Source organism: Nostoc sp. (assembly GCF_036916735.1).
In the GTDB taxonomy this organism is placed as follows: Bacteria; Cyanobacteriota; Cyanobacteriia; order Cyanobacteriales; family Nostocaceae; genus Nostoc.
On record NZ_JBALFV010000022.1, the window covers coordinates 1 to 21,755 of the forward strand.

The 21,755-nt window shown below is 41.1% G+C and carries 29 protein-coding genes and 1 pseudogene; 24 read left to right on the top strand and 6 right to left on the bottom strand.

Translation table 11 applies throughout. The annotated features are described in order from the left end of the window. The first annotated feature begins 229 nt into the window (after positions 1 to 229). Positions 230 to 2,452 (top strand): FdhF/YdeP family oxidoreductase, encoded by a 2,223-nt coding sequence (locus V7L20_RS05425; protein ID WP_334743072.1) that lies wholly within the window; start codon positions 230 to 232, stop codon positions 2,450 to 2,452. Positions 2,453 to 2,652: 200 nt separating this feature from the next. Here the strand turns inward: V7L20_RS05425 and V7L20_RS05430 are convergent, their stop codons facing one another. After that, complete coding sequence (locus V7L20_RS05430; protein WP_334743073.1) at positions 2,653 to 3,102, bottom strand: orange carotenoid protein N-terminal domain-containing protein; 450 nt, start codon at positions 3,100 to 3,102, stop codon at positions 2,653 to 2,655. A gap of 351 nt (positions 3,103 to 3,453) precedes the next feature. On the opposite strand from V7L20_RS05430, the gene V7L20_RS05435 reads away from it, so the two are divergent. Then, on the top strand, positions 3,454 to 4,143 hold the full coding sequence (locus tag V7L20_RS05435) for a Uma2 family endonuclease (RefSeq protein WP_334743074.1): 690 nt from the start codon (positions 3,454 to 3,456) through the stop codon (positions 4,141 to 4,143). Positions 4,144 to 4,179: 36 nt separating this feature from the next. On the opposite strand, the gene V7L20_RS05440 is transcribed toward V7L20_RS05435, so the two are convergent. Then, positions 4,180 to 5,361, bottom strand: a complete 1,182-nt coding sequence (locus V7L20_RS05440) for a serine hydrolase domain-containing protein (protein ID WP_334743075.1) — start codon at positions 5,359 to 5,361, stop codon at positions 4,180 to 4,182. Positions 5,362 to 5,603: 242 nt separating this feature from the next. Between V7L20_RS05440 and fdhD the strand changes: the two genes are divergently transcribed. Continuing rightward, a complete protein-coding gene (fdhD, locus tag V7L20_RS05445; RefSeq protein ID WP_334743076.1) occupies positions 5,604 to 6,443 on the top strand; it encodes a formate dehydrogenase accessory sulfurtransferase FdhD in 840 nt (279 codons plus the stop codon). A 167-nt stretch (positions 6,444 to 6,610) separates the two neighbouring features. Here fdhD and V7L20_RS05450 read toward each other — a convergent pair whose 3' ends face one another. After that, positions 6,611 to 6,943 (bottom strand): hypothetical protein, encoded by a 333-nt coding sequence (locus V7L20_RS05450; RefSeq protein ID WP_334743077.1) that lies wholly within the window; start codon positions 6,941 to 6,943, stop codon positions 6,611 to 6,613. Between the two features lie 336 nt (positions 6,944 to 7,279). Here V7L20_RS05450 and V7L20_RS05455 point away from each other — a divergent pair, with 336 nt between their 5' ends. From V7L20_RS05455 to V7L20_RS05500, 10 genes are all read left to right on the top strand, one after another. Then, entirely contained in the window at positions 7,280 to 8,839 is a 1,560-nt protein-coding gene (locus V7L20_RS05455) for a type I restriction-modification system subunit M (protein WP_334743078.1), read from the top strand. Between the two features lie 31 nt (positions 8,840 to 8,870). Continuing rightward, positions 8,871 to 9,137, top strand: coding sequence for a type II toxin-antitoxin system ParD family antitoxin (locus tag V7L20_RS05460; protein WP_334743079.1), 267 nt, complete (start codon positions 8,871 to 8,873; stop codon positions 9,135 to 9,137). Beyond that, positions 9,134 to 9,433: a type II toxin-antitoxin system RelE/ParE family toxin gene (locus V7L20_RS05465; RefSeq protein ID WP_334743080.1), complete on the top strand. Its 300-nt coding sequence runs from the start codon at positions 9,134 to 9,136 to the stop codon at positions 9,431 to 9,433. Before V7L20_RS05460 ends, V7L20_RS05465 begins: the two co-directional genes overlap by 4 nt. Beyond that, the gene (locus V7L20_RS05470; RefSeq protein ID WP_334743081.1) at positions 9,423 to 10,268 is read left to right on the top strand and encodes a restriction endonuclease subunit S; all 846 of its coding nucleotides are present in this window, start codon (positions 9,423 to 9,425) and stop codon (positions 10,266 to 10,268) included. Before V7L20_RS05465 ends, V7L20_RS05470 begins: the two co-directional genes overlap by 11 nt. 69 nt (positions 10,269 to 10,337) lie before the next feature. Then, entirely contained in the window at positions 10,338 to 10,634 is a 297-nt protein-coding gene (locus V7L20_RS05475; RefSeq protein ID WP_334743098.1) for a restriction endonuclease subunit S, read from the top strand. 163 nt (positions 10,635 to 10,797) lie between these two features. Continuing rightward, on the top strand, positions 10,798 to 10,992 hold the full coding sequence (locus V7L20_RS05480) for a DUF6883 domain-containing protein (protein WP_334743082.1): 195 nt from the start codon (positions 10,798 to 10,800) through the stop codon (positions 10,990 to 10,992). After that, on the top strand, positions 10,992 to 11,246 hold the full coding sequence (locus V7L20_RS05485) for a DUF4926 domain-containing protein (protein WP_292786454.1): 255 nt from the start codon (positions 10,992 to 10,994) through the stop codon (positions 11,244 to 11,246). The genes V7L20_RS05480 and V7L20_RS05485 overlap by 1 nt, the downstream gene beginning before the upstream one ends. A 7-nt stretch (positions 11,247 to 11,253) precedes the next feature. Continuing rightward, positions 11,254 to 11,484 (top strand): DUF433 domain-containing protein, encoded by a 231-nt coding sequence (locus V7L20_RS05490; protein WP_334743083.1) that lies wholly within the window; start codon positions 11,254 to 11,256, stop codon positions 11,482 to 11,484. Positions 11,485 to 11,593: 109 nt separating this feature from the next. After that, positions 11,594 to 11,818, top strand: coding sequence for a DUF5615 family PIN-like protein (locus V7L20_RS05495; protein ID WP_334743084.1), 225 nt, complete (start codon positions 11,594 to 11,596; stop codon positions 11,816 to 11,818). A gap of 440 nt (positions 11,819 to 12,258) precedes the next feature. Further along, a complete protein-coding gene (locus V7L20_RS05500; RefSeq protein WP_334743085.1) occupies positions 12,259 to 12,648 on the top strand; it encodes a type I restriction endonuclease in 390 nt (129 codons plus the stop codon). A gap of 10 nt (positions 12,649 to 12,658) precedes the next feature. On the opposite strand, the pseudogene V7L20_RS05505 reads toward V7L20_RS05500, so the two are convergent. Next, a pseudogene (locus tag V7L20_RS05505) lies at positions 12,659 to 12,823 on the bottom strand (HU family DNA-binding protein); the annotation flags it as partial. A 326-nt stretch (positions 12,824 to 13,149) separates the two neighbouring features. Between V7L20_RS05505 and V7L20_RS05510 the strand changes: the two are divergent. Beyond that, a complete protein-coding gene (locus V7L20_RS05510; protein WP_334743086.1) occupies positions 13,150 to 14,364 on the top strand; it encodes an RNA-guided endonuclease InsQ/TnpB family protein in 1,215 nt (404 codons plus the stop codon). A gap of 545 nt (positions 14,365 to 14,909) precedes the next feature. Beyond that, positions 14,910 to 15,125 carry a hypothetical protein gene (locus tag V7L20_RS05515; RefSeq protein ID WP_334743087.1) on the top strand — a complete coding sequence of 72 codons (216 nt, stop codon included), beginning with the start codon at positions 14,910 to 14,912 and terminating at the stop codon, positions 15,123 to 15,125. Positions 15,126 to 15,128: 3 nt separating this feature from the next. Here the strand turns inward: V7L20_RS05515 and V7L20_RS05520 are convergent, their stop codons facing one another. Further along, a complete protein-coding gene (locus V7L20_RS05520; RefSeq protein ID WP_334743088.1) occupies positions 15,129 to 15,956 on the bottom strand; it encodes a class I SAM-dependent methyltransferase in 828 nt (275 codons plus the stop codon). A gap of 752 nt (positions 15,957 to 16,708) precedes the next feature. Between V7L20_RS05520 and V7L20_RS05525 the strand changes: the two genes are divergently transcribed. Continuing rightward, positions 16,709 to 16,951, top strand: a complete 243-nt coding sequence (locus V7L20_RS05525) for a hypothetical protein (RefSeq protein WP_334743089.1) — start codon at positions 16,709 to 16,711, stop codon at positions 16,949 to 16,951. 31 nt (positions 16,952 to 16,982) lie between these two features. On the opposite strand, the gene V7L20_RS05530 is transcribed toward V7L20_RS05525, so the two are convergent. Further along, positions 16,983 to 17,633 (bottom strand): PIG-L deacetylase family protein, encoded by a 651-nt coding sequence (locus V7L20_RS05530; RefSeq protein ID WP_334743090.1) that lies wholly within the window; start codon positions 17,631 to 17,633, stop codon positions 16,983 to 16,985. A gap of 31 nt (positions 17,634 to 17,664) precedes the next feature. On the opposite strand from V7L20_RS05530, the gene V7L20_RS05535 reads away from it, so the two are divergent. From V7L20_RS05535 to V7L20_RS05565, 8 genes are all read left to right on the top strand, one after another. Then, positions 17,665 to 17,802 (top strand): hypothetical protein, encoded by a 138-nt coding sequence (locus V7L20_RS05535; RefSeq protein ID WP_334743091.1) that lies wholly within the window; start codon positions 17,665 to 17,667, stop codon positions 17,800 to 17,802. 447 nt (positions 17,803 to 18,249) lie between these two features. Beyond that, positions 18,250 to 18,708 (top strand): hypothetical protein, encoded by a 459-nt coding sequence (locus V7L20_RS05540; protein WP_334743092.1) that lies wholly within the window; start codon positions 18,250 to 18,252, stop codon positions 18,706 to 18,708. A 19-nt stretch (positions 18,709 to 18,727) separates the two neighbouring features. Then, positions 18,728 to 19,177, top strand: a complete 450-nt coding sequence (locus V7L20_RS05545) for a hypothetical protein (RefSeq protein ID WP_334743093.1) — start codon at positions 18,728 to 18,730, stop codon at positions 19,175 to 19,177. Then, complete coding sequence (locus tag V7L20_RS32510) at positions 19,072 to 19,290, top strand: J domain-containing protein (RefSeq protein WP_442943509.1); 219 nt, start codon at positions 19,072 to 19,074, stop codon at positions 19,288 to 19,290. The genes V7L20_RS05545 and V7L20_RS32510 overlap by 106 nt, the downstream gene beginning before the upstream one ends. Positions 19,291 to 19,294: 4 nt before the next feature. Beyond that, positions 19,295 to 19,576, top strand: a complete 282-nt coding sequence (locus V7L20_RS05550; RefSeq protein ID WP_334743094.1) for a hypothetical protein — start codon at positions 19,295 to 19,297, stop codon at positions 19,574 to 19,576. 203 nt (positions 19,577 to 19,779) lie between these two features. Beyond that, positions 19,780 to 20,334, top strand: coding sequence for a hypothetical protein (locus tag V7L20_RS05555; RefSeq protein ID WP_334743095.1), 555 nt, complete (start codon positions 19,780 to 19,782; stop codon positions 20,332 to 20,334). A gap of 376 nt (positions 20,335 to 20,710) precedes the next feature. Next, positions 20,711 to 21,154, top strand: coding sequence for a hypothetical protein (locus tag V7L20_RS05560; protein WP_334743096.1), 444 nt, complete (start codon positions 20,711 to 20,713; stop codon positions 21,152 to 21,154). Between the two features lie 28 nt (positions 21,155 to 21,182). Beyond that, positions 21,183 to 21,503 (top strand): hypothetical protein, encoded by a 321-nt coding sequence (locus V7L20_RS05565; RefSeq protein WP_334743097.1) that lies wholly within the window; start codon positions 21,183 to 21,185, stop codon positions 21,501 to 21,503. The last annotated feature ends 252 nt before the right edge of the window (positions 21,504 to 21,755 follow it).

Sequence of the window (21,755 nt, forward strand, 5' to 3'; positions counted from 1 at the left end):
CAAACTCCAGTTTGCTTTCTCATTTCGGTATATCCAGCAAGCAAAAGCAGCTTTGACTTTCTCAAACTCCAGTTTGCTTTCTCATTTCGGTATATTCAGCAAGCAAAAGTAGCTTTGACTTTCTGATTTCGGTAAATTCAGCAAGTAAAAGGATTTTTAACTGCCTGCTACTCATTTGCTATTCAAAACGATAGCCTTAAATAATTCAGCAACTCACACACATTGCGTCATGTTACCTAAACCCAAAAAACACTGGACACCCTCAAACTGGGCAAGTTGGAAGCCTTTTGGCATTGGCGAACAGTATCCCAATAATTACTGGGAGGTATTTCGGGCAATCTGGCTATCTCGTGACAAACTACCTTATATGTGGAATATTCTGAATAAAGGTGTCTGCGATGGTTGCGCCCTCGGAACAACCGGGATGAAAGATTGGACTTTAGATGGCATCCATCTTTGCAATGTCCGGTTGCGACTGTTGCGGATGAATACTATGCCAGCTTTTGATTCTGTGCTATTGCAAGATGTTTCACAGTTACGAAACCAAAAAAGTGCCCAATTACGTGACTTGGGAAGACTCCCCTACCCGATGATTCGTCAACGAGGGGAAAAAGGCTTTCGCCGTGTGAGTTGGGATGAAGCTTTAGGAGTAATTAGCGATCGCATCTGCTCAACCACACCAGACCGTCTCAGTTTCTATGTTACCAGTCGCGGTACTGTCAACGAAACTTATTATGCCATCCAAAAAGCTGTGCGGGCAATGGGAAGCAATAATATTGATAACGCTGCCCGCATTTGCCATTCCCCCAGTACGGCAGGACTGAAAGCTGCTCTCGGTGCAGGGGCTACCACTTGTTCTTATAAAGACTGGATTGGTACTGATTTATTAGTGTTCATTGGCTCTAATGTTGCTAACAATCAGCCTGTTACCGTCAAGTATCTCCATTACGCTAAAAAAGCTGGCACTAAGATTGTAGTTATTAATACTTATCGTGAGCCAGGAATGGAGCGCTACTGGGTGCCCTCAATTGTAGAAAGCGCCGTTTTTGGTACAAAGTTTGCCGAAGACTTCTTTTTAATCAACATGGGCGGGGATATAGCATTTTTGAATGGCACTATTAAACATATAATTGCTAACAATTGGGTAGACCAGTCATTTATAGATTTATACACAGTTGGCTTTGCTGAACTCAAAGCATCGTTAGAAAATCAATCTTGGGAAGAATTAGAGCGGCTTTCTGGAACATCCCGCGAGGAAATGTATGCCTTTGCCAAAATGGTCAAAGAAGCGAATAAAGCCGTATTTGTTTGGAGTATGGGCATTACTCAGCATGAATGCGGCGAAGATAATGTGCGAAGTATCATCAACTTAGCTCTCACCAAGGGTTTTGTCGGTCGGGAAGGCTGCGGTTTAATGCCAATTCGCGGACACTCTGGGGTGCAGGGTGGTGCAGAGATGGGATGTTACGCGACAGTATTTCCTGGTGGTAAACCTATCACCTCAGAAAATGCTGCCCAATTAAGTCAGCATTGGGGCTTTGAAGTGCCAGCAAGTAAAGGTTTAATTGCTCCAGAAATGATTAACGCGGCACATCAAGGGGAAATAGAAGTGTTGGTTTCTGTGGGTGGTAATTTTTTAGAAGTACTGCCAGAACCAGATTATGTGGAAGCGGCGCTCAAGCAAATACCCCTACGGGTACATATAGATATAGTTCTCTCTAGCCAAATGTTGGTGGAACCTGCTGATACTGTGGTACTTTTACCTACGACGACTCGTTACGAAATACCAGGGGGAGTCACAGAAACTAACACCGAACGCCGGGTAATTTTCAGTCCAGAAATTCCGGGGGCGCGCATTAAAGAAGCGCGTCCAGAGTTGGAAGTATTTTTAGAATTGGCAAGGCGAGTAAAGCCAGATTTAACAAATAAGCTGACTTTTGCTGACACAGCTGCTATCCGTGAAGAAATTGCTCAAGTTGTACCACAATATGCTGGTATTCAACACTTACAGCAAGCTGGTGACCAGTTTCAATATGGTGGCTCACATTTGTGCTTTGGTTGGAATTTCCCTACAGCAGATGGGAAAGCACACTTTGGGGTATTATTACCACGCCAAAGAGAATTACCAGAGGGTTATTTTTTATTAGCAACACGCCGAGGCAAACAATTTAATAGTATGGTGCAGGAACGCAAGGATGCAATTACTGGAGCGGTACGAGAGGCGGTGTTAATGAATGCTGCTGATGCGGTACTGTTGGGTTTAAAAGATGGGGATAAGGTAATTCTTAAGAATGATTTAGGCGAGTTGTTCTGTCAAGTCTATATTGCGCCAATTCAGTCAGGAAACTTACAAGTACATTGGCCAGAAGGGAATGTGTTACTTGATAAAAGTAAGCGATCGCTTGAAGGTGTACCTGATTATAATGCGATCGTGCGGCTGGAAAAAATCTAAATCAAGTTTCATTTTCCCAGTTTTAACACTCCCAACACTATATCCATTAACTTGCATCAGAACTACCGCAAAGATGAGTATCTCTGCGGTAGTTCTGATTTAACCACTATTAAAGTAGAGCAAAAGGAGCCAGGTCTAGCTTAATTTACTACTTTTAGTTATCCCTAATTCGAGAAAATATTGAGAGTTACTGGACTTAACTAACCCTTCCCTTGCACCACACTCAACATAAAATTAACGCGCTGCTCAAACTCCAGCTTTTTGATCATTGCGACAAATTCATCTGTTTCACCAGGAAGTTGATAGTCAGACGGTACTTGAATGACGCTTCCATTGTCCATTCCTTGTGCCAGGAGCAGCCAAACGTCTAATTTAGCATTGGGACTTAGAGCAGTATAACCTTTGGTGATATTGTTATTTGCACCATTAATAATGTCGCGTTGCGCTTGCAGTTGCTCTTCTTTAGACAAAGCGAGGATTTGGTCAAACACTGCTTTAGCAGGAGCTTCAACGCTTGAAGGAGGTGCTGGATTTAGCTGCTCTTTAAGATCCAAGTAACCGAACCAAAGTAGGGCTAACTGAGTATCTACATCAAAGCCTTTAAAATTTTCTAAAGCTGGTTTTGTTGCTTCATCGGCTGCGTAAGTCATAAAAAACTCCAACTAAGTTAAGGTTATTTTGATTTCCTCAGTTACTTACTGAGAAGATTTGCTTTTACTACTTCATATAACTTAACGAACAAAAGCAGATAGATAACCCTACTTAGGGTAGGTATAAGACTCACTACATAAGATAGATATAGATAACTGAAATTGCTAGTTACAAAAATGCCTGCTTCAATGTATAGAAAGCAAAGATAAATGTTAAAACTTAAAGTAGCATCAGTGACAGTAAGCGATCGCTTGAACGGGTTCCTGATTATAATGCGATCGCGCCTCTGGAAAAACAAACCTGGATTACGGTAAGTTTATATCACCTATATCACCCCAAAACTTGCAGCCATGTCCGCCACCAAAGATTTTGAATTCCCAAATGATCTAATATTTCCTCTAGGGGATTTATATAGTGACGAACCACCAATGGATAGCGAATTACATCTACGCCAAATAATTCTGCTATTGCAATCTTTGGAATTGTGGTGGCGAAACCGCAATGACTTTTACGCTGCGGGTAATCTAACAATTTACTACAGCCAACGCCAGAAGAAGTCAGAAGAATTCCGAGGGCCAGATTTTTTTGTAGTGTTGGGATGTCAACGCAAAGTTCGTAAAAGTTGGGTTGTTTGGGAAGAAGATGGGAAATATCCCAACATAATTGTAGAGCTTCTCTCGAATTCTACAGCCGCAACTGATAAGGGTTTGAAAAAACAAATTTTTCAAGATATCTTTCGTACACCAGAATATTTTTGGTTCGATCCTAATAATTTAGAATTTGCTGGCTTTATCTTGATTGGCGGTACTTATCAACCGATAGAACCTAATCCTCAAGGATGGCTGTGGAGTCAGCAATTAAATTTGTACTTGGGTGTTTATGAACATAAATTGCGCTATTTCACTGTAGAAGGGAATCTAGTTTCTACACCGGAAGAAGTCGCCCAACAAGAAACACAGCGTGCTGAACAAGAAAAGCAACGTGCTGAACGCCTAGCAGCCAAATTGCGAGAACTGAATATTGACCCAGAAAGTTTATAATGCCAGTATAGTGAAAATTATAATCACAAATTAGTATTAATGATTCTCGACAACCTCTAAACCTGTCCTAGCTACTGATTTAATATCAACATTCTGATTGTTTAGCAGTACTATTATAGTGGTATTTTGATTGGGGAGATATGCAAGTAATGTGGCGAAGCCATAAGCTATACCACTATGCCCAATTGCTTTTGCCAAAGGAGATGAATACCTTTCTACACCTAAGCCATAACTATAGCCTTCGCCATTATCTTTGAATTTCAACATTTCTTTCATCATCTTCGGGGAGAGTAAGGTTTTTTTGGCAAATAACGCTTTAGCGAACTTTGCTAAATCCTCTGCTGTTGAAACCAATCCACCATCTCCTAAACCATTGCCATCATTGACTTGGGCGTAGCTATCTAGCTTACCATCCTTATTGCGATCGCCATAACCTGTAGCTACTTCTCCAATTGTCGGTTCGCGTAATTCCGTGAAGGTATGTTTTAATCCTAGTGGTTTTAAAATCTGAGTACGGATTGCTTGTGCAAGAGTTCCCCTAGTGATATTTTCAACAATCAGTTCCAAAAGAATGTAGTTGCAATCAGTATAAATAAATTTTTCTCCAGGATTTGCCTGCGGTTGCTCTTGGTACATATACTTAATAGCTTCTCTGGCTTTCCAAGGCTGCGAGCGACTTCTTTTGGCTGTAGCTTGAATAAACTCTTTTGTATCTAGGTATTCAGCAACACCACTGGTGTGGTTGAGCAGTTGACGAACTGTAATTTTGTCGCTGTTGACAATATGAGGACTGATATCTCTTGGTAAGTAGGTTGCGATCGGCTGATCTAGTTTTATTTTCCCTTGCTCCACTAATTTCAGCACAACCACCGCCATAAAAGTTTTACTCATACTGGCAATAGAAAAGCCATCTGTCGTTTTCATCCGGGTTTTAGTGGACAAGTTATTTACACCAGACGCTCCCAGCCAACTACCTTTCGGTGTATTAATATACATTACTGCACCAGGGATCTTCTGTTTTACAACTATCTCATTTAAAAGTGTCTGTAATTGAGAACTTTTTCCTACGGTGGAGGTAGACATAACTTGTTTTGCAAGAGATTTTTCAATTACTTTCTGAGTAATGTTATTACCCACAAAGTATCCTGTAAAACCAAGGAAAATTACAAAGACTATTGCAAAGAAAAATTTTCTGGAAGCCAAAATTTTTAAGTTCATTTTACTTACTAAACAGACATCGCACAAAGTAGTTAGTGAGCATCAACCTGAGTAAATAATTACTAATTAGTAATTTGTAATTATTTAGTTACAGTAGGCAATACTGATAGCGACGCTCAAAGCAAGTCCGCCTTCGCTTTTAGCGTCCTGTAACTACAAATTACTTTGGCATCTGATATACAAATAGCATTACTTTGTTCCCAGATTAGTATCAAAATTTAAATTTGCCAACTCTCATAAATATGAAAATGCCAACTAAAAGCAAGACTAAAGCCAGTGTCTGGGTAGTGGAAAATGGTAAAATGCGATCGCGCTTAGACCAACTCACCACCGAAGAACCTTTAGAAATTCGCCTCGTCCCTCTCCAGAAGACGGTAGCTGTAACTATGCGGACACCAGGGGCAGATTTTGAACTAGCTGCTGGTTTTCTCTATAGTGAAGGAGTCGTTAGCCGCAGAGAAGATATCCGACGTATCAGTTATTGTGTGGATGAATTGATAGATGGTGAGCAGCGCCATAACATCGTAAATGTAGAACTGCGGGATGGTTTGATTCCAGACTTACAACCTTTGGAGCGTCATTTCTACACTAGTAGCGCCTGTGGAGTGTGTGGTAAAGCTAGCCTTGAAGCTTTGCGTCTGCGGGGATGTCCAATGATTCCTTCTGGCCCAACACTAACACCTGAAATCATCTACAGCCTACCTGATAAACTCCGGGCTGCTCAAGGTATCTTCACAGCTACAGGGGGTTTGCACGCTGCGGCTAGCTTCAATACTCAAGGACAACTGTTAAACCTACGCGAAGACGTTGGACGACACAATGCTTTGGATAAATTGATTGGTACAGCTTTGCTCAGTGACGAGTTGCCTTTAAATAATTGTATTGTTTTAGTGAGCGGACGCTCTAGTTTTGAGATTTTGCAAAAATCTACAACTGCTGGAGTTCCTATTGTCTGTTCTGTTTCCGCTCCTAGTAGTTTAGCGGTGTCTGTCGCCAATGAATTCGGAATTACCTTGATTGGATTCCTGCGTGGAGAACGGTTTAATGTTTACACTGGTTTGCAAAGAATAAACGCTGCTTAAAAACACGGATTTAATCAACAGTAACTTTTGTAGGGTGCGTTAGCCAAAGGTATAACGCACCATCCCAATACTTTCGGTGGAACACGGCAAGATTTACCTATCTTGTGCTGATGTGTCAGATACCAATGTAAAATATGGTTCTGTTATAAGATAGGACTTACGCAAAATTATGAAAAAACGAACCGCAAAGGACACAAAGGACACAAAGTCAAGAGGGTTTTAGAGAGTTCTTGCGTAAGTCCTGCAAGAGTTAGAAAAGTACCAATCTCAATGGCAACGTGAGCATAGAGTTGTTGTGAATCAGGAGTTAGTTCACTGGGAAGTAAAATTGGTAATGTAGTTGTCTGGCGCAACTGAGGTACAATCTCTTGCAAAAGAGCAGCGATTGGGTTTTCTTCTTGAGCGATCGCACTTGGCGTTCCTATGAATAGAGGTATCGCTACAGACATGAGAGTATAGCCAATCAGAGCCAGATTAATTATTTGTATATTAACCTTCATATATTTGGTATTATGAAATACATTTGTCTCTAACTGTAGCCTTTCTTTATTTGGCAGAAAACAATGATTTTACGCAAAAAATCACTTGCTCTGTCTTTTTCAAAGTTCAATGTTTCGAGTAACTAAATACACAACATAATTCTGCCTGAAATCAAAAAAGGCGATCGCACATATCGTAAACAACATAATTCTGATTGAAACTAAATAAGCAGATTGCCCATTTTCAGTCCAAGGTGCCATCATCTTGCTGGTTTCTGCTCAAATTTGTAGTTTACCGACTTGTCACTGACACAAACTATCCTATAATCGATAGATTTGGTAATCTGATGTCTGTCTATGCCTGCTAACACTACTGATTTAGAGAAACGCCTATGGGAAGCAGCAGATGAGTTACGCGCTAACTCTAGGCTAAAGTCCAGTGAGTATTCCATCCCGGTACTGGGGTTAATTTTCCTCCGCTACGCTGACTGGAAATTTACCCATGCTGAGGAGGAACTGAAAAATATAGGTAGTAGAAGACGTGGAATTACTAAAGTAGATTACCAAGCAAAGGGTGTAATGTACTTGCCTGATGCTGCCAGATTCTCCACACTGCTGAACTTACCAGGAGGAGCAGATATTGGCAAGGCAATCAATGATGCCATGCGTGCCATTGAAGCAGAGAATGAAGAATTAAAGGATATTCTCCCCAAAACTTACAATCGCCTCGAAAATGATCTGTTATTTGACTTGCTGAAGAACTTTAATAAAGTCGAATTAGGAACAAATTTATCAGGTGATGCTTTCGGGAAGATTTATGAATACTTCCTGGGTAAATTTGCGATGAGTGAGGGACAGAAGGGAGGAGAATTTTTTACTCCTACTTCTGTAGTGAAATTAATTGTCGAAGTGATTGAACCATATCATGGACGAATTTATGACCCTGCTTGTGGAAGTGGTGGTATGTTTGTCCAAAGTGCATCTTTTGTAGAAAGGCATAAGAAGAACCCAAGTACAGAAATTAGTATTTATGGGCAGGAGAAAGTAGGTGAAACTGTCCGCTTGTGCAGGATGAACTTAGCAGTACATGGACTTGCAGGAGATATTCGCCAGAGTAATACTTATTATGAAGACATTCACAAGTCAGTAAACAAGTTTGACTTTATGATGGCAAACCCACCTTTTAATGTCGATAAGGTGGACAAAGAAAAAATCAAGGGAGATCCGCGTGTCAGCAAATTTGGAATGCCCAAGGCAGATAATGCTAATTACCTGTGGATTCATTTTTTCTGGAGTGCATTGAATGAAACAGGTAGAGCAGGATTTGTCATGGCGAATTCTGCCAGTGATGCGCGAGGTACTGAATTAGAAATTCGGCAGAAACTTATCCAATCCTATGCAGTGGATGTGATGATTGCTGTTGGTTCTAATTTTTTCTACACTGTTACTTTACCCTGTACCCTGTGGTTTTTGGATAAGGGGAAAGCAGATACTATCCGCAAGGATAAGGTATTATTTCTGGATGCTAGGCACATTTATCGTCAAATTGACCGTGCCCATCGGGAGTTTAGCACCGAACAGATTGAATTTTTGGCGAATATTGTCAGGTTGTACAGAGGTGAAGCAGTAGAGACAAGCAATGGTAGTCAAGCATTGCTGGCGGAGAAATTCTCGCAAGGGGAATATATTGATGTACCTGGACTTTGTAAGGTAGCAACTTTAGAAGAAATCGCCGCGCAGGGATGGAGTTTAAATCCTGGACGTTATGTAGGTGTTGCGGAACGAGTAGTGGAAGATTTTGATTTTACTGAGAGGTTGGAAGAATTGAATGAGGAATTGGAAGTTTTGAATCTAGAAGCGAGGGAATTAGAGGAGAGAATTGCTGAGAATGTGGCGAAACTGTTAGAACAAAGTTAATCCATCCATTCTTTTAGCTGAGGTAATAGTTATGAATATCACACTTAAAGCAGAAATCGAGCAATTTATTCAAGCGCAAATTGCTACAGGTAGATATGCAAATGCTGAGGAAGTGATTAGTAAAGCATTGAAATTGCTGGAAGAATCGGATAAGGAGTATCAGAAATGGGTAGAAGAAACTCGGCAAAAAGTTAATGTTGCAATTGCAGAACTTGAACGTGGTGAAGGGTTGGATGGTGAGACTGTAGTGATGCAAATACTCGACAGATTCCAAAAAGCGCGTGAGAGTCAGGAATGAGTAATTACATTATCGCACCATCTGCAAGTCGAGATTTAAACGAAATTGCTGATTACTTTCTTACCAGAAATCTGGAAGCAGGAGAAAAGTTATTTAGAGAATTCAATAAAAAGTGCCAAAATTTAGCTAACTTCCCCAGCATGGGACGTAGTTATGCTCATATTAAACCCTTATTGCGTGGTTTGCCGCTAGATGGATATGTAATTCTTTATCAAGTTCTTGATGATGGGGTGGAAATTTTGCGTGTGGTGAGTGGTAATAGAGATTTGGAGTCTTTGTTTACAGATGAAGAGTAAATTATTCAGGAAAGGATGGAAAAATACAACTTTAGGTAAAGTTCTAACTTTCCAAAGAGGTTTTGATATCACTAAAAAACAGTTACAACCAGGTGAATATGATATGATCTTTTCGTCAGGATTGGGTGGAAAACATAACGAATATAAGGTAAAAGCTCCAGGGGTAGTGATTGGTAGAAAGGGAACTATTGGTACTGTCTTCTTTGCTAAAAGTAACTTTTGGGCAACTGATACAACGTTATGGGTTAAAGATTTTCATAGTAATGATGAGAAGTTTGCGTACTATTTTCTACAAATACTGCACCTTGAACAATATGATTGTGGTTCTGCTAATCCAACTCTAAATAGAAATCATATTCATGAATTACCTGTTTGTTATCCCCCTCTACCCACGCAGAAGAAAATTGCTGACATGCTCTCAGCGTATGATGACCTAATAGAAAACAACACAAGACGCATCAAAATATTAGAAGAAATGGCACAAACCCTCTACCATGAGTGGTTTGTAAAATTCCGCTTTCCTGGTCATGAACACACCAAAATGGTTGATTCTGAATTGGGGTTAATCCCTGAAGAGTGGGAGGTAAGACAACTATCAGAAGTTTGTCAACGTATTACTGATGGTTCTCACTGGAGTCCTAAATCAGTTGATAAAGGATATCCAATGGCATCTGTAAAAGATATGCATAATTGGGTATTTCAGATAAAACAGTGTCGCATAATTACTGAAGATGACTATAATAAACTTGTAAAAAATGACTGTAAAACATTAAAAAATGATGTTATTGTTGCTAAAGATGGTAGCTACTTAAAGCATATATTTGTTGTAGAATAAGAAATTAATTTAGTTATTCTTTCTTCAATAGCTATCCTACGTCTAAATGAGTATATTTTACCTCATATCATATGTTTTTATCTTCTTCAAACATCGGTAAAAGCTAGAATGTCAGGGTATGTTTCAGGGGTTGCACTGCCAAGAATTATTCTCAAAGACTTCAAAAAATTTAAAATCGTTGTACCACCTCTTACTCTACAAAATAAGTTTTTTGAAATAGTACAACCAATGATGACTAGCTGCTACCGCTTAGTTAAAAGAAATGAAAATCTCCGCCAAATCCGTGATTTACTCCTCCCCAAACTCATCTCAGGAGAACTCGACGTAGAACACCTGGAAAGCACCACAGAGGACATAGCAGCTTAACCAATTAAAAACAACCAAATAAAAATCAAATTGTGAAAATTCCAGATAATCTCATCATTCCCGAAGAAAAACTTACCCGTTATCTTTTAGTCCCCCGCATTAAAGATGATAAATTAAAATTTTTAGCCAAGCAGGATTTACACAAAATAACCCAGAAGATTTATTGACAGCGATTCGACAACTCGCCACCACCAATGAAGCTGTAGAAGATAATACTAATGAATATGGAACTTTTTACACCATTGTGGGAAACCTACAAGGGGTAAGTAGTCAAAATTTAGCAGTTATTACAGTTTGGCTAGAATCAAAACATGACGGAAGCTTTCGTTTTATTACCTTGAAACCAAAGAAAGACTAATGATGATGAAATTGGAACTATATCAGTACATTGCTCTGTGTCGAGACTTCCCAGAATACAACCTCAAACAGGGTGATGTCGCCATGCTAATTGATGATGTGACTCATCCAAGCGGTGGTGAAGATGGCTATGTATTAGAAGTATTTAATGCAGCAGGTGACTCTATCGCTGTTTTTACTGTTCCTATGTCAGCAGTAGAAAAAATGCCCAGCGATGCAGTATTAGCCATTCGTCCATTAGCAGAATTAAAGTAATCACTTTATGAAACCACTAAAACGAATCATATTTAACCCAGAAATCATGGGTGGCAAACCTTGTATTCGAGGTATGCGTGTTACTGTAGGTACAATTGTAGGCTTAATGGCAGCAGGAAATACCCCAGAAGAAATTCTCAACGCCTACCCATACCTAGAACGTGAAGATATTTATGAAGCTTTAGCTTATGCTGCATGGCGGGTAGAGGAAATTGAAGTACCCCTTGCTTGGGCATAAAAATTTTACTTACAGCTATTTTCAGGTAAATAGACCACGCGGTAGGGGCGCAAGGCCTTGCGCCCCTACTACAACAGATGTGGTTCAAATACTTGAATTCTGCTGTGATATGAATCTTTCTCCTGACTGGGTTCTAGTCTTAGAAAGTGCGGATTTTGAAGCTGTCCACTGGTCAACAATTGGTAATCCCAGTGCTACAGATAAAGTAATCATGGCATGGGTACTGACAAACGACTACATTGTTTTTACCCATGATTTAGATTTTGGTACACTGCTGGCAATGACTCAAGCTGATGCACCTAGTGTAATTCAAGTGCGATCGCAAATCTTTTGATCTCGATGTCTGAGCGATCGCTTTCAATATTGCTTTAAAAATTACAACCAAAGGCAATTTGGTATAAGCAACAGATACATAGAAATCATGTTGAGGTACTTCAACATCGTGTTGAGGTACTTAAAAGTCGTGTTGAGGTACTTCAACATCGTGTTGAGGTACTTAAAAGTCGTGTTGAAGTACTTCAACATCGTGTTGAGGTACTTAAAAGTCGTGTTGAAGTACTTCAACATCGTGTTGAGGTACTTAAAAGTCGTGTTGAGGTACTTCAACATCATGTTGAGGTACTTAAAAGTCGTGTTGAGGTACTTCAAACTTTGTCGCACCGCAATCAAGCTGTGTAGATTGGGTTGAGGCTTTGCGTTTACGTTCCTTAACCCCATCAATCCCTAACGCCGAACTTTTGAGTTAAAAATGGAGTAAATCGATACTCCATACCTATGCGTCCACCTCACCCAGACTCAGAAGCAGCGCTAGAAAACGCTACCATTGACCTATTCTCTCAACTGCAATGGCAAACAGCCAACTGTTACCATGAAACCTTTGGTACAAACAGCACACTGGGGAGAGAAACAAGGGATGAGGTAGTTTTAATTCCCAAATTGCAATCAGCTATACAAAACTTAAACTCTGACTTACCCACCGAAGCTATCCAACTGGCGATTGATGAACTAACTCGTGACAGAAGCACGTTGAGTTTAGCCAATGCGAATGCAGAAATTTATCAACTCCTTAAGGATGGAGGATGCATCTTCGTGAAATGCCCGTCAAGCGATGGAGAGGAAAACTTAGTTGCTGGGAAGATCCGACCGAAAAGTTGGCCCAGTTAATTAAGGTAATACGAGAGCGTTTCTCGAACGACCCGAAGCCTACAAGTACGACTTTCTCGCCTTTTGTGACGGACTCGATTATTGATTCTATGGCAGCAGTTAGTATTTGATCTGCCACTTTTTTTGTAACAGAAGTTTTCGCTGCAATTGATTCTACTAATTCGCCTTTGTTCATAACAGTTTTTTTGACTAAAACAGCAGAAGTCTCACACTGGAATTGTACTCAATTCAGTATTGTGATGAATGCGTGTGAGTGAGGAATTGACCAACAATTGAAATTGAATACAGTTCAATCAGAGTCGTTGGTCGATGACAAATGAACATAAAAAGGCGTGTGTCCCACGCCTTGAAAGCTCAGGCTTCCTGAGTGCAGGTAAGCGTGAGTATGTCACTAGCTACCAAAAGTTTTGGAATTAGGGCTTTGTCGTTATAGGACAAATTGATTCTAATAATCGTTATAGCGATTATTAGAAATGTTAAAATGAGTTAGGAGGTGATTAAGTGTTTAACCTGACTTACGAGTTTAAATTGAGTCCAACACAATCTCAAATAGCAATATTTGAAGAATGGCTAGAAACCCATAGACGGGTGTACAACTATGCTTTAGCAGAGCGCAAGGACTGGTATAAATCTCGTAGTTGTCAAGTTAACGCTTGCTCACTCAAGCATGAATACATCATTGCTGCTGATGCACCACGCCCAACATTTGCTAGTCAATGCAAGTCTTTGACTTCTGCGCGTAAACACTCGGAGCATTTAAGACGGGTTAACGCTCAGTCTTTACAGCAAACACTGAGACGACTAGAAAAAGCCTTTGTCTCAATGTGGGAGCAAAATCATGGATTCCCAAGATTCAAAAAATCTGGGCGAATGCGGTCTTTTTCTTTCCCGCTATTGGGGGTAAATCCATTAAATAACGAGTATGTGAAACTGCCTGTTATTGGTGCGGTCAAAGTCCGTCAGTCAAGGGATATTCCTGACGGTGGGACAATCAAGCAATCGCGTGTAGTCAAGCGTGTTTCTGGATGGTATGTGATGCTAACTGTTCAATGGGATGTATCTGTACCTCAACCCATACCGCACGGGGAATCAGTAGGAATTGATGTAGGTCTAACCAGTTTTATTGCAACTTCTAATGGGCTTTTAGTCAAACGTCCAAGGTTTTTCGTAGATGCCGAACGCAAGCTTAAATTGCTGCAACAGCGTGTCTTTAGAAAACGATTAGGGTCGAACAATTGGAAGAAAGCTATTAAGAAAGTTGCTTTACTGCATGAGTACATCGCTAACTGTCGCAAAGACTGGCACAGAAAGTTGTCTCACCAAGTTTGTAACAATGCCGGAATAGTGTTTGTTGAAGACCTAAACTTGGTCGGTTTATCTCGTGGAATGTTAGGCAAGCATTGTTTAGATGCTGGGTTTGGACAATTCTTCAACATCCTTGAGCAGACTTGTTTTAAGCGTGGTGTCTATTTTCAAAAAGTAGATAGCCGCAAAACTAGCCAGATATGTCCCAACTGCCTAATTGAGACAGGTAAAAAAGAACTTTCAAAACGTACTCATGTTTGTTCAAATTGCAGTTACACCACCGATAGGGATGTTGCAGCCGCCCAAGTAGTTCTCCAAAGGGGACTTGCAGCCGTAGGGCATACGGTCAAGATGCTTGCTGAGGGTAAATTCATTGGAGTCCCTGCGAAGCAAGAATCCTCACACCTTTAGGTTGAGAAGTGTCAATGGCATGAATTGTATCGAACAGAAAAGGCTCTGGGCAAAGTTATTAGAGCTTTTTTTTCAAGTATTAAAAAATTTGACACCCGCAGCACATCGAAGACGATAAGAGATAAGAACCTCAAACCACCACTACTACTGCATTTGCAGCTAAGAAAGATGAAAAATACGAAGCAAGCCCTTTTTTCCGTTTTAACTGGCGCCGTTCTTGTCCTTCAGGCTCTAAGTCTTTATTCTGATGACAATCATTGTTCGCATAGATCATGTCCCAACGGACGTAGACCAGTTACGACAGTTGAAAGGATTAGAATCTAGTAGTTAAATTTCAACTATTTGTGACTTGCACTATAAAATGAACTTTTAGCTCGTTATATGCTTCAGAGCATAGGTACTCAATTTATACTTCACTTTTGATATTCGAGTTTTTTTATTAATAATGATTATCGTCCAGAGGGATAAGGGGTCTAGCCGGGATATGTGCATTCAGGGGACACGATGCAAAGTTATGTTAAAAAAGTTGCTTTAAATTTTATGATGTGACATTAAGGAAAAATCAAACTGATAACTTTAAGATAGTTTTGGCTGAAAAACCTCAGACATATCAGAGGCGTGCGATCGTCATCGGAGTCCAAATGCAATCACCGAAAGAACTCAAACAACGATTATTAGGCGTGTTTTGGCTCTTTCATTGGATGCTCTTGTCGGTTAAGTTAAAACAAAAGCCCCAATCTCATCTAATGTCTGCGGTATAATATTTAGATCTTCCGCGCAATTTGAAATGCAGCTAAGTTAAACAGGTGAATTTCGCCCTTAAATTGCTGTTCGATTGCAGTTCTCAAACCCGAAAATAGATTTACTTTCACTTGCGACTCTAAGGCAACGTATTGTGAACCGCTACTCAAATAATCGAGATACCGATCAACGCTATAGGTTTGTTCGCAAGGGAAGATTTCTGTGGAGGGAGGCTCAAACAATCCTGAATCCCCGACAGGTTTTCCCAAGCCTGCGGCAATTTCAGCTTGTTTCTCTCGACCTTCATACTCAGGTGCGATCGCGGGCGCGTAAGCTTGATAAACCTGATTCAAGACTTGATGAACTTCATGACTTGGCTCAAGCGTCAGGTTCCAAAGTAAAACGAGAGAACCATCCTCTCGTAACGTCTGTGATGCTTTCACATATTTGATGCCGGATGATATCCAGTGCCAAGCATTTGCTGCTAGTACAATTTCATACGCTTGTGGTTGAACTTGCCACTCCTCGAAGGATTCCTGAAAGAGTTGAACCTTCGGAAATGCTGCAAGACGACGTGCTGCAACTTGGCAGAAATCTCGATTCGGTTCTACCGCATCGATTGCACATCCCAACTGAGCAAAGTTAATCGTCGCAATTCCTGACCCGCATCCGACTTCGAGAATGGTTGAGTCAGGGGAAAGGTGAGCGGCTTCAATCGCTCGCTGTATTAGTGCTTCAGGATAGCGGGGTCTGCCTCGATCATAAGCTTCCACAACTGGCGTGTACCAAACCTTCCGTTGCTCTAAGTCTCGATTTGAATACTCATTAAATATTTTGACCGAATCTGCCATGATTCTTACCCATGCAAGTCATTTTCAAGCTTAACTCTCTTGTCGCATCTCATGCCAAATAGGGGCAAGTTGGTAAAGCAAGAAAGTAGGTTGTGTAACATTTATTTACAACATGTCCCCTGAATGCGCGTATCCTGGCCTAACCCCGATAAGAGGTGGTAGACGAGCGTTGCTCGTCTACCACCTGACTCTCTGATTATCATTGCTATGAGCGCAAGGATTGGAGTAGTGATCGCTCCTCAACTGCGCGATCGCGCAAGCACTGAAATATTATAGTTAAACTCAGATGTACATTAAAACAAAGGTTTTGAAGCATAATTAGAGCGTTTGAACCATATCTTGGAATGAAAGTTTATAAAAATGCTATTTTTACACGGTCATTTTGTACAAGTTTTGTCGTCATGCGTTTTTTCAACTCATTCTCTGGTTATGGTTCATAAATTAAACACACGCTCATGATTTGATGCAAAGCCTCGTGTTGGTCATTAGCTCAAAGCTTGAAGAAAGCGTTAATTCCTGCTCTCTTTATGCTTCAGAATTTTTCTCATGTTTTGATTCAAAGCACACTATTTTGCAGCCTATGTCTCTTAGATATAGGCTTTTTCGCTTTAAGAGTCTCCTATTGAGCCATAAGAAGCCATTATCTACGGCAGGCTACCAATTCTTTAAGATTCAAGCCATAAGTCGATTTCTTGCTGCTCCTTGAAGTTTTCGTTTGGTAATAATTCCTGTAGAAATACAGGAATTGCATAATGAACAGGCAACAAGAAAAAATCGCCAAACTGGAAGCGCAAGCGAACAAAGACTTTACGGCAGGGATGAAAAGCTTTGAAGCTGGCTTTCCGTCGCCCCCTCTTGATACAGTAGGACGTTACGGCTGGGAAGCTGCCGAGAAGATCGGCTCAGTTCGAGCTTCCTATCTGAAGGATATGCACGAAGCTTTAGAAGAGGAAAGGCAGGCTATTTACAACGGTGGGCAGGAAGAAATTGATTAGTCATTGGGTATTGGGTATTGGTCATTGGTCATTAGTTATCAACTTCCCGCACTAGTATAAATGCTTCTGCCGCCAACAATCCAGCCACAGACCCCCAAGAGGAAGCAATAGCAAATAAAGCCTCCGGCGAACGAGGGTGCGGAAACTCCATAACTTCTTTGGTGTATTCGCTCATAGCTTTGCGTTTGGCGTTCAGAGGCTTTCCGGCAATGCCAACGAATACGTTGGGGACGAATGCACCCAATTGCCCGAATGCCCACTCGGTTGAGGAAGGGACATGGTAGCTGTACAGCTTTTGCACTCGATGCTGCCTTGTAGGTCTGGTTGCGATCGCCGTTGCCTCGAACACTAGGCGATGGTCAAGGTTCAGGTCGCCAGCAAAATGGGTGTAAACGACTTCTGGTTTGTAATCGATAATGGCGTTTGTGATAGCAGTAGCTAGCTCGACCATCGGCACACAGTCCAGTCGCTGGTCGGGAAAGTTTAAAATCCTGGGAGACAGGGAACCTAGAATGTCAGAGGCATTATCTGCCTGCTGTTGAATATTTAGGTTTCTGCTTGGTTCGCCATTCGTCAGGATTAAAGTTGCCACCTCTGTACCCTGGCTTGAGAGCTTGGCGATCGTTCCGCCGCAGCCTAAAACTTCGTCATCGGGATGCGCCGCTACAATTAGTATTGTCATAGTTTTTAGTTACCAATATACCAGGGGTGCTATGGTGACGGTTCATGAAACAGCCGCAAAGCTTTGGGCAGACAAGTTAAGGGATGGATTCAGTATTGATGCTGGCGACACTAAACTGAGTAAGGAAATATCAGAGTTGGCAGCAAAGAATAGAGAAATTACCAACTAAGAGATAGACGCTTTTGAACAACGGTTGAGTGATGCGATCGCCAAGCAACTAGTAAACCAAGAAGAAATATTTTTGACGGTCGATTATGAACCGAAAGGGTTGTTGGCAAACGCTTTTGGACAAAGTGAAATAGGCCAACTCCCGGTTAAAAGCAGAATGTGGGTCTATAGAGATCGGATTATTTACAGTTTTGGATACAGAGATAAGTTTCAAGAATGGTATCCGCCACAATGATTGAGCAGTGAGGAACTAATGCAAAAAATACTGCTTGTTGATTGCGATGGCAGGATTAAAGAACCGATTGAAGAGGATTGGATAAACTACAGAAGTTCGCTTCCAAAATGCGACCCATAGCAAATACTGTAACAGGACACTTTAGAAGCAGGAAAATTTTCCTGCTTCTTGTAAGATTACCGTTAAGTATGGACGAACAAAAATACAAAAATCATGGAACCGCTAGTTCATTACCCACATAAGCCTTTTTTGAACTTTGGTACTGTTGTTTGGTTCTCTGGCATAGGTGGGCTGTCGGATATCAAAATAGGAGAATGGAGAAGGACGCATCCAGCCCACAGGGTATTCATAGCTTATGGTGTCACAGCCCAGTGGCGAGACGGAAAAATCATTTCTCTTGGACATGGTGATGCGATCGCTGTTCAAATGGGTGAGAGAACTGAGTTCTATAGTTATGTGTGTGGCAACGTTGATTGGGATAATTTTTTAATGCCTTGGCGAGTCATACAAGACTGGGACGAATTTACTCCTTCGCCTCGCCTACATTTACCTGATCTGTTTTGGTTTTACCCAGATTACAGAGTTCCTGTGAATAAATTTGAACAAATGAGTCGAAGTGAGTTGAAGCAAAGGATTATAGAACGGGTTGAACTTGCGACTAAAGACAGATAAAACAATGCAAGCTTGGCCTATGGCTTATTCTAGGACTTCCGCCGTAGAAAGACAACGTGCCAAATTTGAAGTTACTTTTGGTGTAGCTCGTCATCAATTACTTGATGAACTTAGGCTTTTAAATGTATCTGAATTGGTGATTTCTAGCAACATTCCTTTGAGAAGAGATGGATTGCCTTACGCAAATCATTCACCACCAGAAGACCCAGGCGTAGCAGTGTATTTCAATTTAGACGGCGATCCATACGTACTAGCTTGCGATCGCTGGAATAAAGTCAAAGATAATTTGAGAGCAATTGGTTTACACGTCTTGGCTATGCGTGGAATGCAGCGCTGGGGGTTGGTAGCACCAAGCAAGCTTTTATGGGATATCAACTTTTGCCCCCCAGCAAAGACTCGTGGTGGATTGTTTTGGGAGTTTTGCCAACGGCTACATTTGACGAGGCTCAATCTGCTTACAGACAATTAGCCCAAAAGTCCCATCCTGATTTTGGTGGCACTCATAACGAGATGGCGAAAATAAACTTAGCCTACCAAGAAGCTAAGGCACAATTGGATACAACTCGACCCGTTTTTAGTTGAATGTATGAATTACAAGCACCCTGACTCTCGGATAAATGATGATTGCTTGCAGTATTGGCTGATGCGTAAACACTGGCTTATCTGCCCACCATCTGGCGAAGATAGGTGGAACTATTGGACGATACTGAAGGAAGGAATCATTTCTCGGTTGAATCCCGATCGCCTGGTTGAGGAATACCTAGCTGATCCGCTTAGTCAAGACGAGGATGCTATGCTGCATCGACAATCCATTATTGAAGATGACAACCGGAAGTTACTCAATCGGGGGCTTCCACATCAACTCTGACTCTGACTGACAAAAGCAGGACGGCAGTTACTCCACTTGGGGAGCCAGTCTCGTGGGCGGCTCTGCCGACTTGAGAGAACTGGCGTGAAACCCCTCTGGCGGTACTGCCTCAAAATTTTCCTGCTTTTAAATGTCTGTTTACATTGACCTTTAGCTGCTACGATACTAAGATTATAAGAGAACCTCAAACCACCAAACCTTGTATGTTAGCTGCCATAGTCAATAAGTCAGCGATCGCCAGAGTGCTAGGCGTAAAAACCACAGCACTTGTAAACTATGAAATCCAGGAAAAACGAGTTGTAGCCAAGCTGAAAGCGGGTGAACAAACCATCGAGTTTCAGCAATTAGTCACCGAGTTTGCAGAATACCGCAAACGCAGTGCGAAGGATATGGTTGTTCAACCTATGTACAGCCATGTATATGCAGTTTACAATTCAAAGAAAAGTACTAGCTATGAAGTAAAAACTAAGCCCGATGGAGTCTACTGTCGTTGCTGGGACTGGACTACCAACAAAGGATTGTTTGGGAAATCTATCTGCAAGCACTCGTACTCAGTTCTTTTTGCTCTGGGATTTGTAAGCCTTGGAGATTACTTGGCAGAGCAGAACCAGAAAGAAACTGCGATGGAAGAACTAGAACCCTTGGCTGAAATAGACTTCGAGGGATTGAAGATGTGGCAGCTAAAGAATTTGGCGCTTCGCTGGGGAGTTTTCCCAGCAGGCGATAAGAGGTTTCGCCTTACCTTACTAGAGCGCTAAAAACAGCGCAGCGCTCTAGTAAGGTGATTGAAATGGCAACTTACAGATTAGAAAAAGAAGCAGCATAATGCTAGACAAAACTTTTATTATTCGTGATTCCGGTATTTGTTAGCCTAACTGGAAGGGTTGGAACGGCACAGAATTCGCGGCGATCAAGCAGCCTGATTTAACGCAGTACAAACATTGGTATGGAAGCTCTGGATACAAATACTACTACCATTCCAGCTTGAGCATCCAAGAGCTTTACGAGGTTAAAAAAGACATTCCAGAACTTAATTCAAGCAGTTACTCTATATATAACTTGTCCAACGCTTGTCATTACAACTAGTAAGAGAAAAGATGTGCGGGTTTTGAGATGATTTAAACGGAGGACACAATGCAAGCTGAAATTATCGATTTTCGCTCATCCAAATTGCCGGAGGTTATGCCTAATTGGGCTTTTGTTAATCGTGTAGAAGCAGATGGTGTTTATGTTGTAAATGTAATCATCAACCATGTTGATTTTATGACTGACGTTGAACGCTCTGTTTGCAATAACATACCACCAGAAAAGTTTTATGATCAGTTTGGATTTGAATTGGTAAATAATAGGACTGGTCTATTTTGGTCTTCCAAAGTACCGCTTGTCCTTCCTGAATGGGCTTTGGTAGAGCGAATAGAAAATAATCTGTATTTCATCAAATTTAATATTGATTGCCCAGCATTGATGGCTGCTGTTGAAGAGACTTCATCTGAAGAAGGCATAACGGTGAAAGAATTATTTGCTCATTACGGATTTGAAATGGTGGAAATGGAGGATGATGATGCGATCGCAAAGTAATTATTTTGAAAAAATTGTAGTTCCTCGAATGTCTGCAACTTTAGTTCCATGTAAATGTACTTTGGAAGATGGAATGATAGTTGCAAAGCAAAGTTTTACGCCTGCTGAGTTTTTGGAAGTGCAACTGCAAGTGAATGGTACTCGTTGGATTGAAGATTGGATTACGCGAGTCTCTGTCAGCTACTATGACTGGTTTGTGTTTGCTCCTGGCAAGCAAATGCAGGTTGGGTGTGTTTGTCAGAATATAAATCTAGGAACTACCACATGGTTGACTATTATCGAAGGTACGCAGTACGGATTTAAAGAACGTATTGAAGCGGTAGCAGCTTGTTTAGCTTTTGGAATTTAAATTTAGAGGATGCTGAAAATTGATGACGGTACAAGCTGCTGGAAAATTGCCAAACTTGACGAGCTAAAGCATCTGCTCGAACAGACCGCTGTCGAGAGTCTGGGGATGATAACGCTAGATAATAGACTTTGGCATCTGTATCAAGTAGGGTCAGCCACAGGGCAAACGCATCTAAATATTGACGAGCTTGAATAAGAGTGGAATACGCCAAGAGCGCAACTATATAAGGCTTTGAGAAAATTAAACATCTCA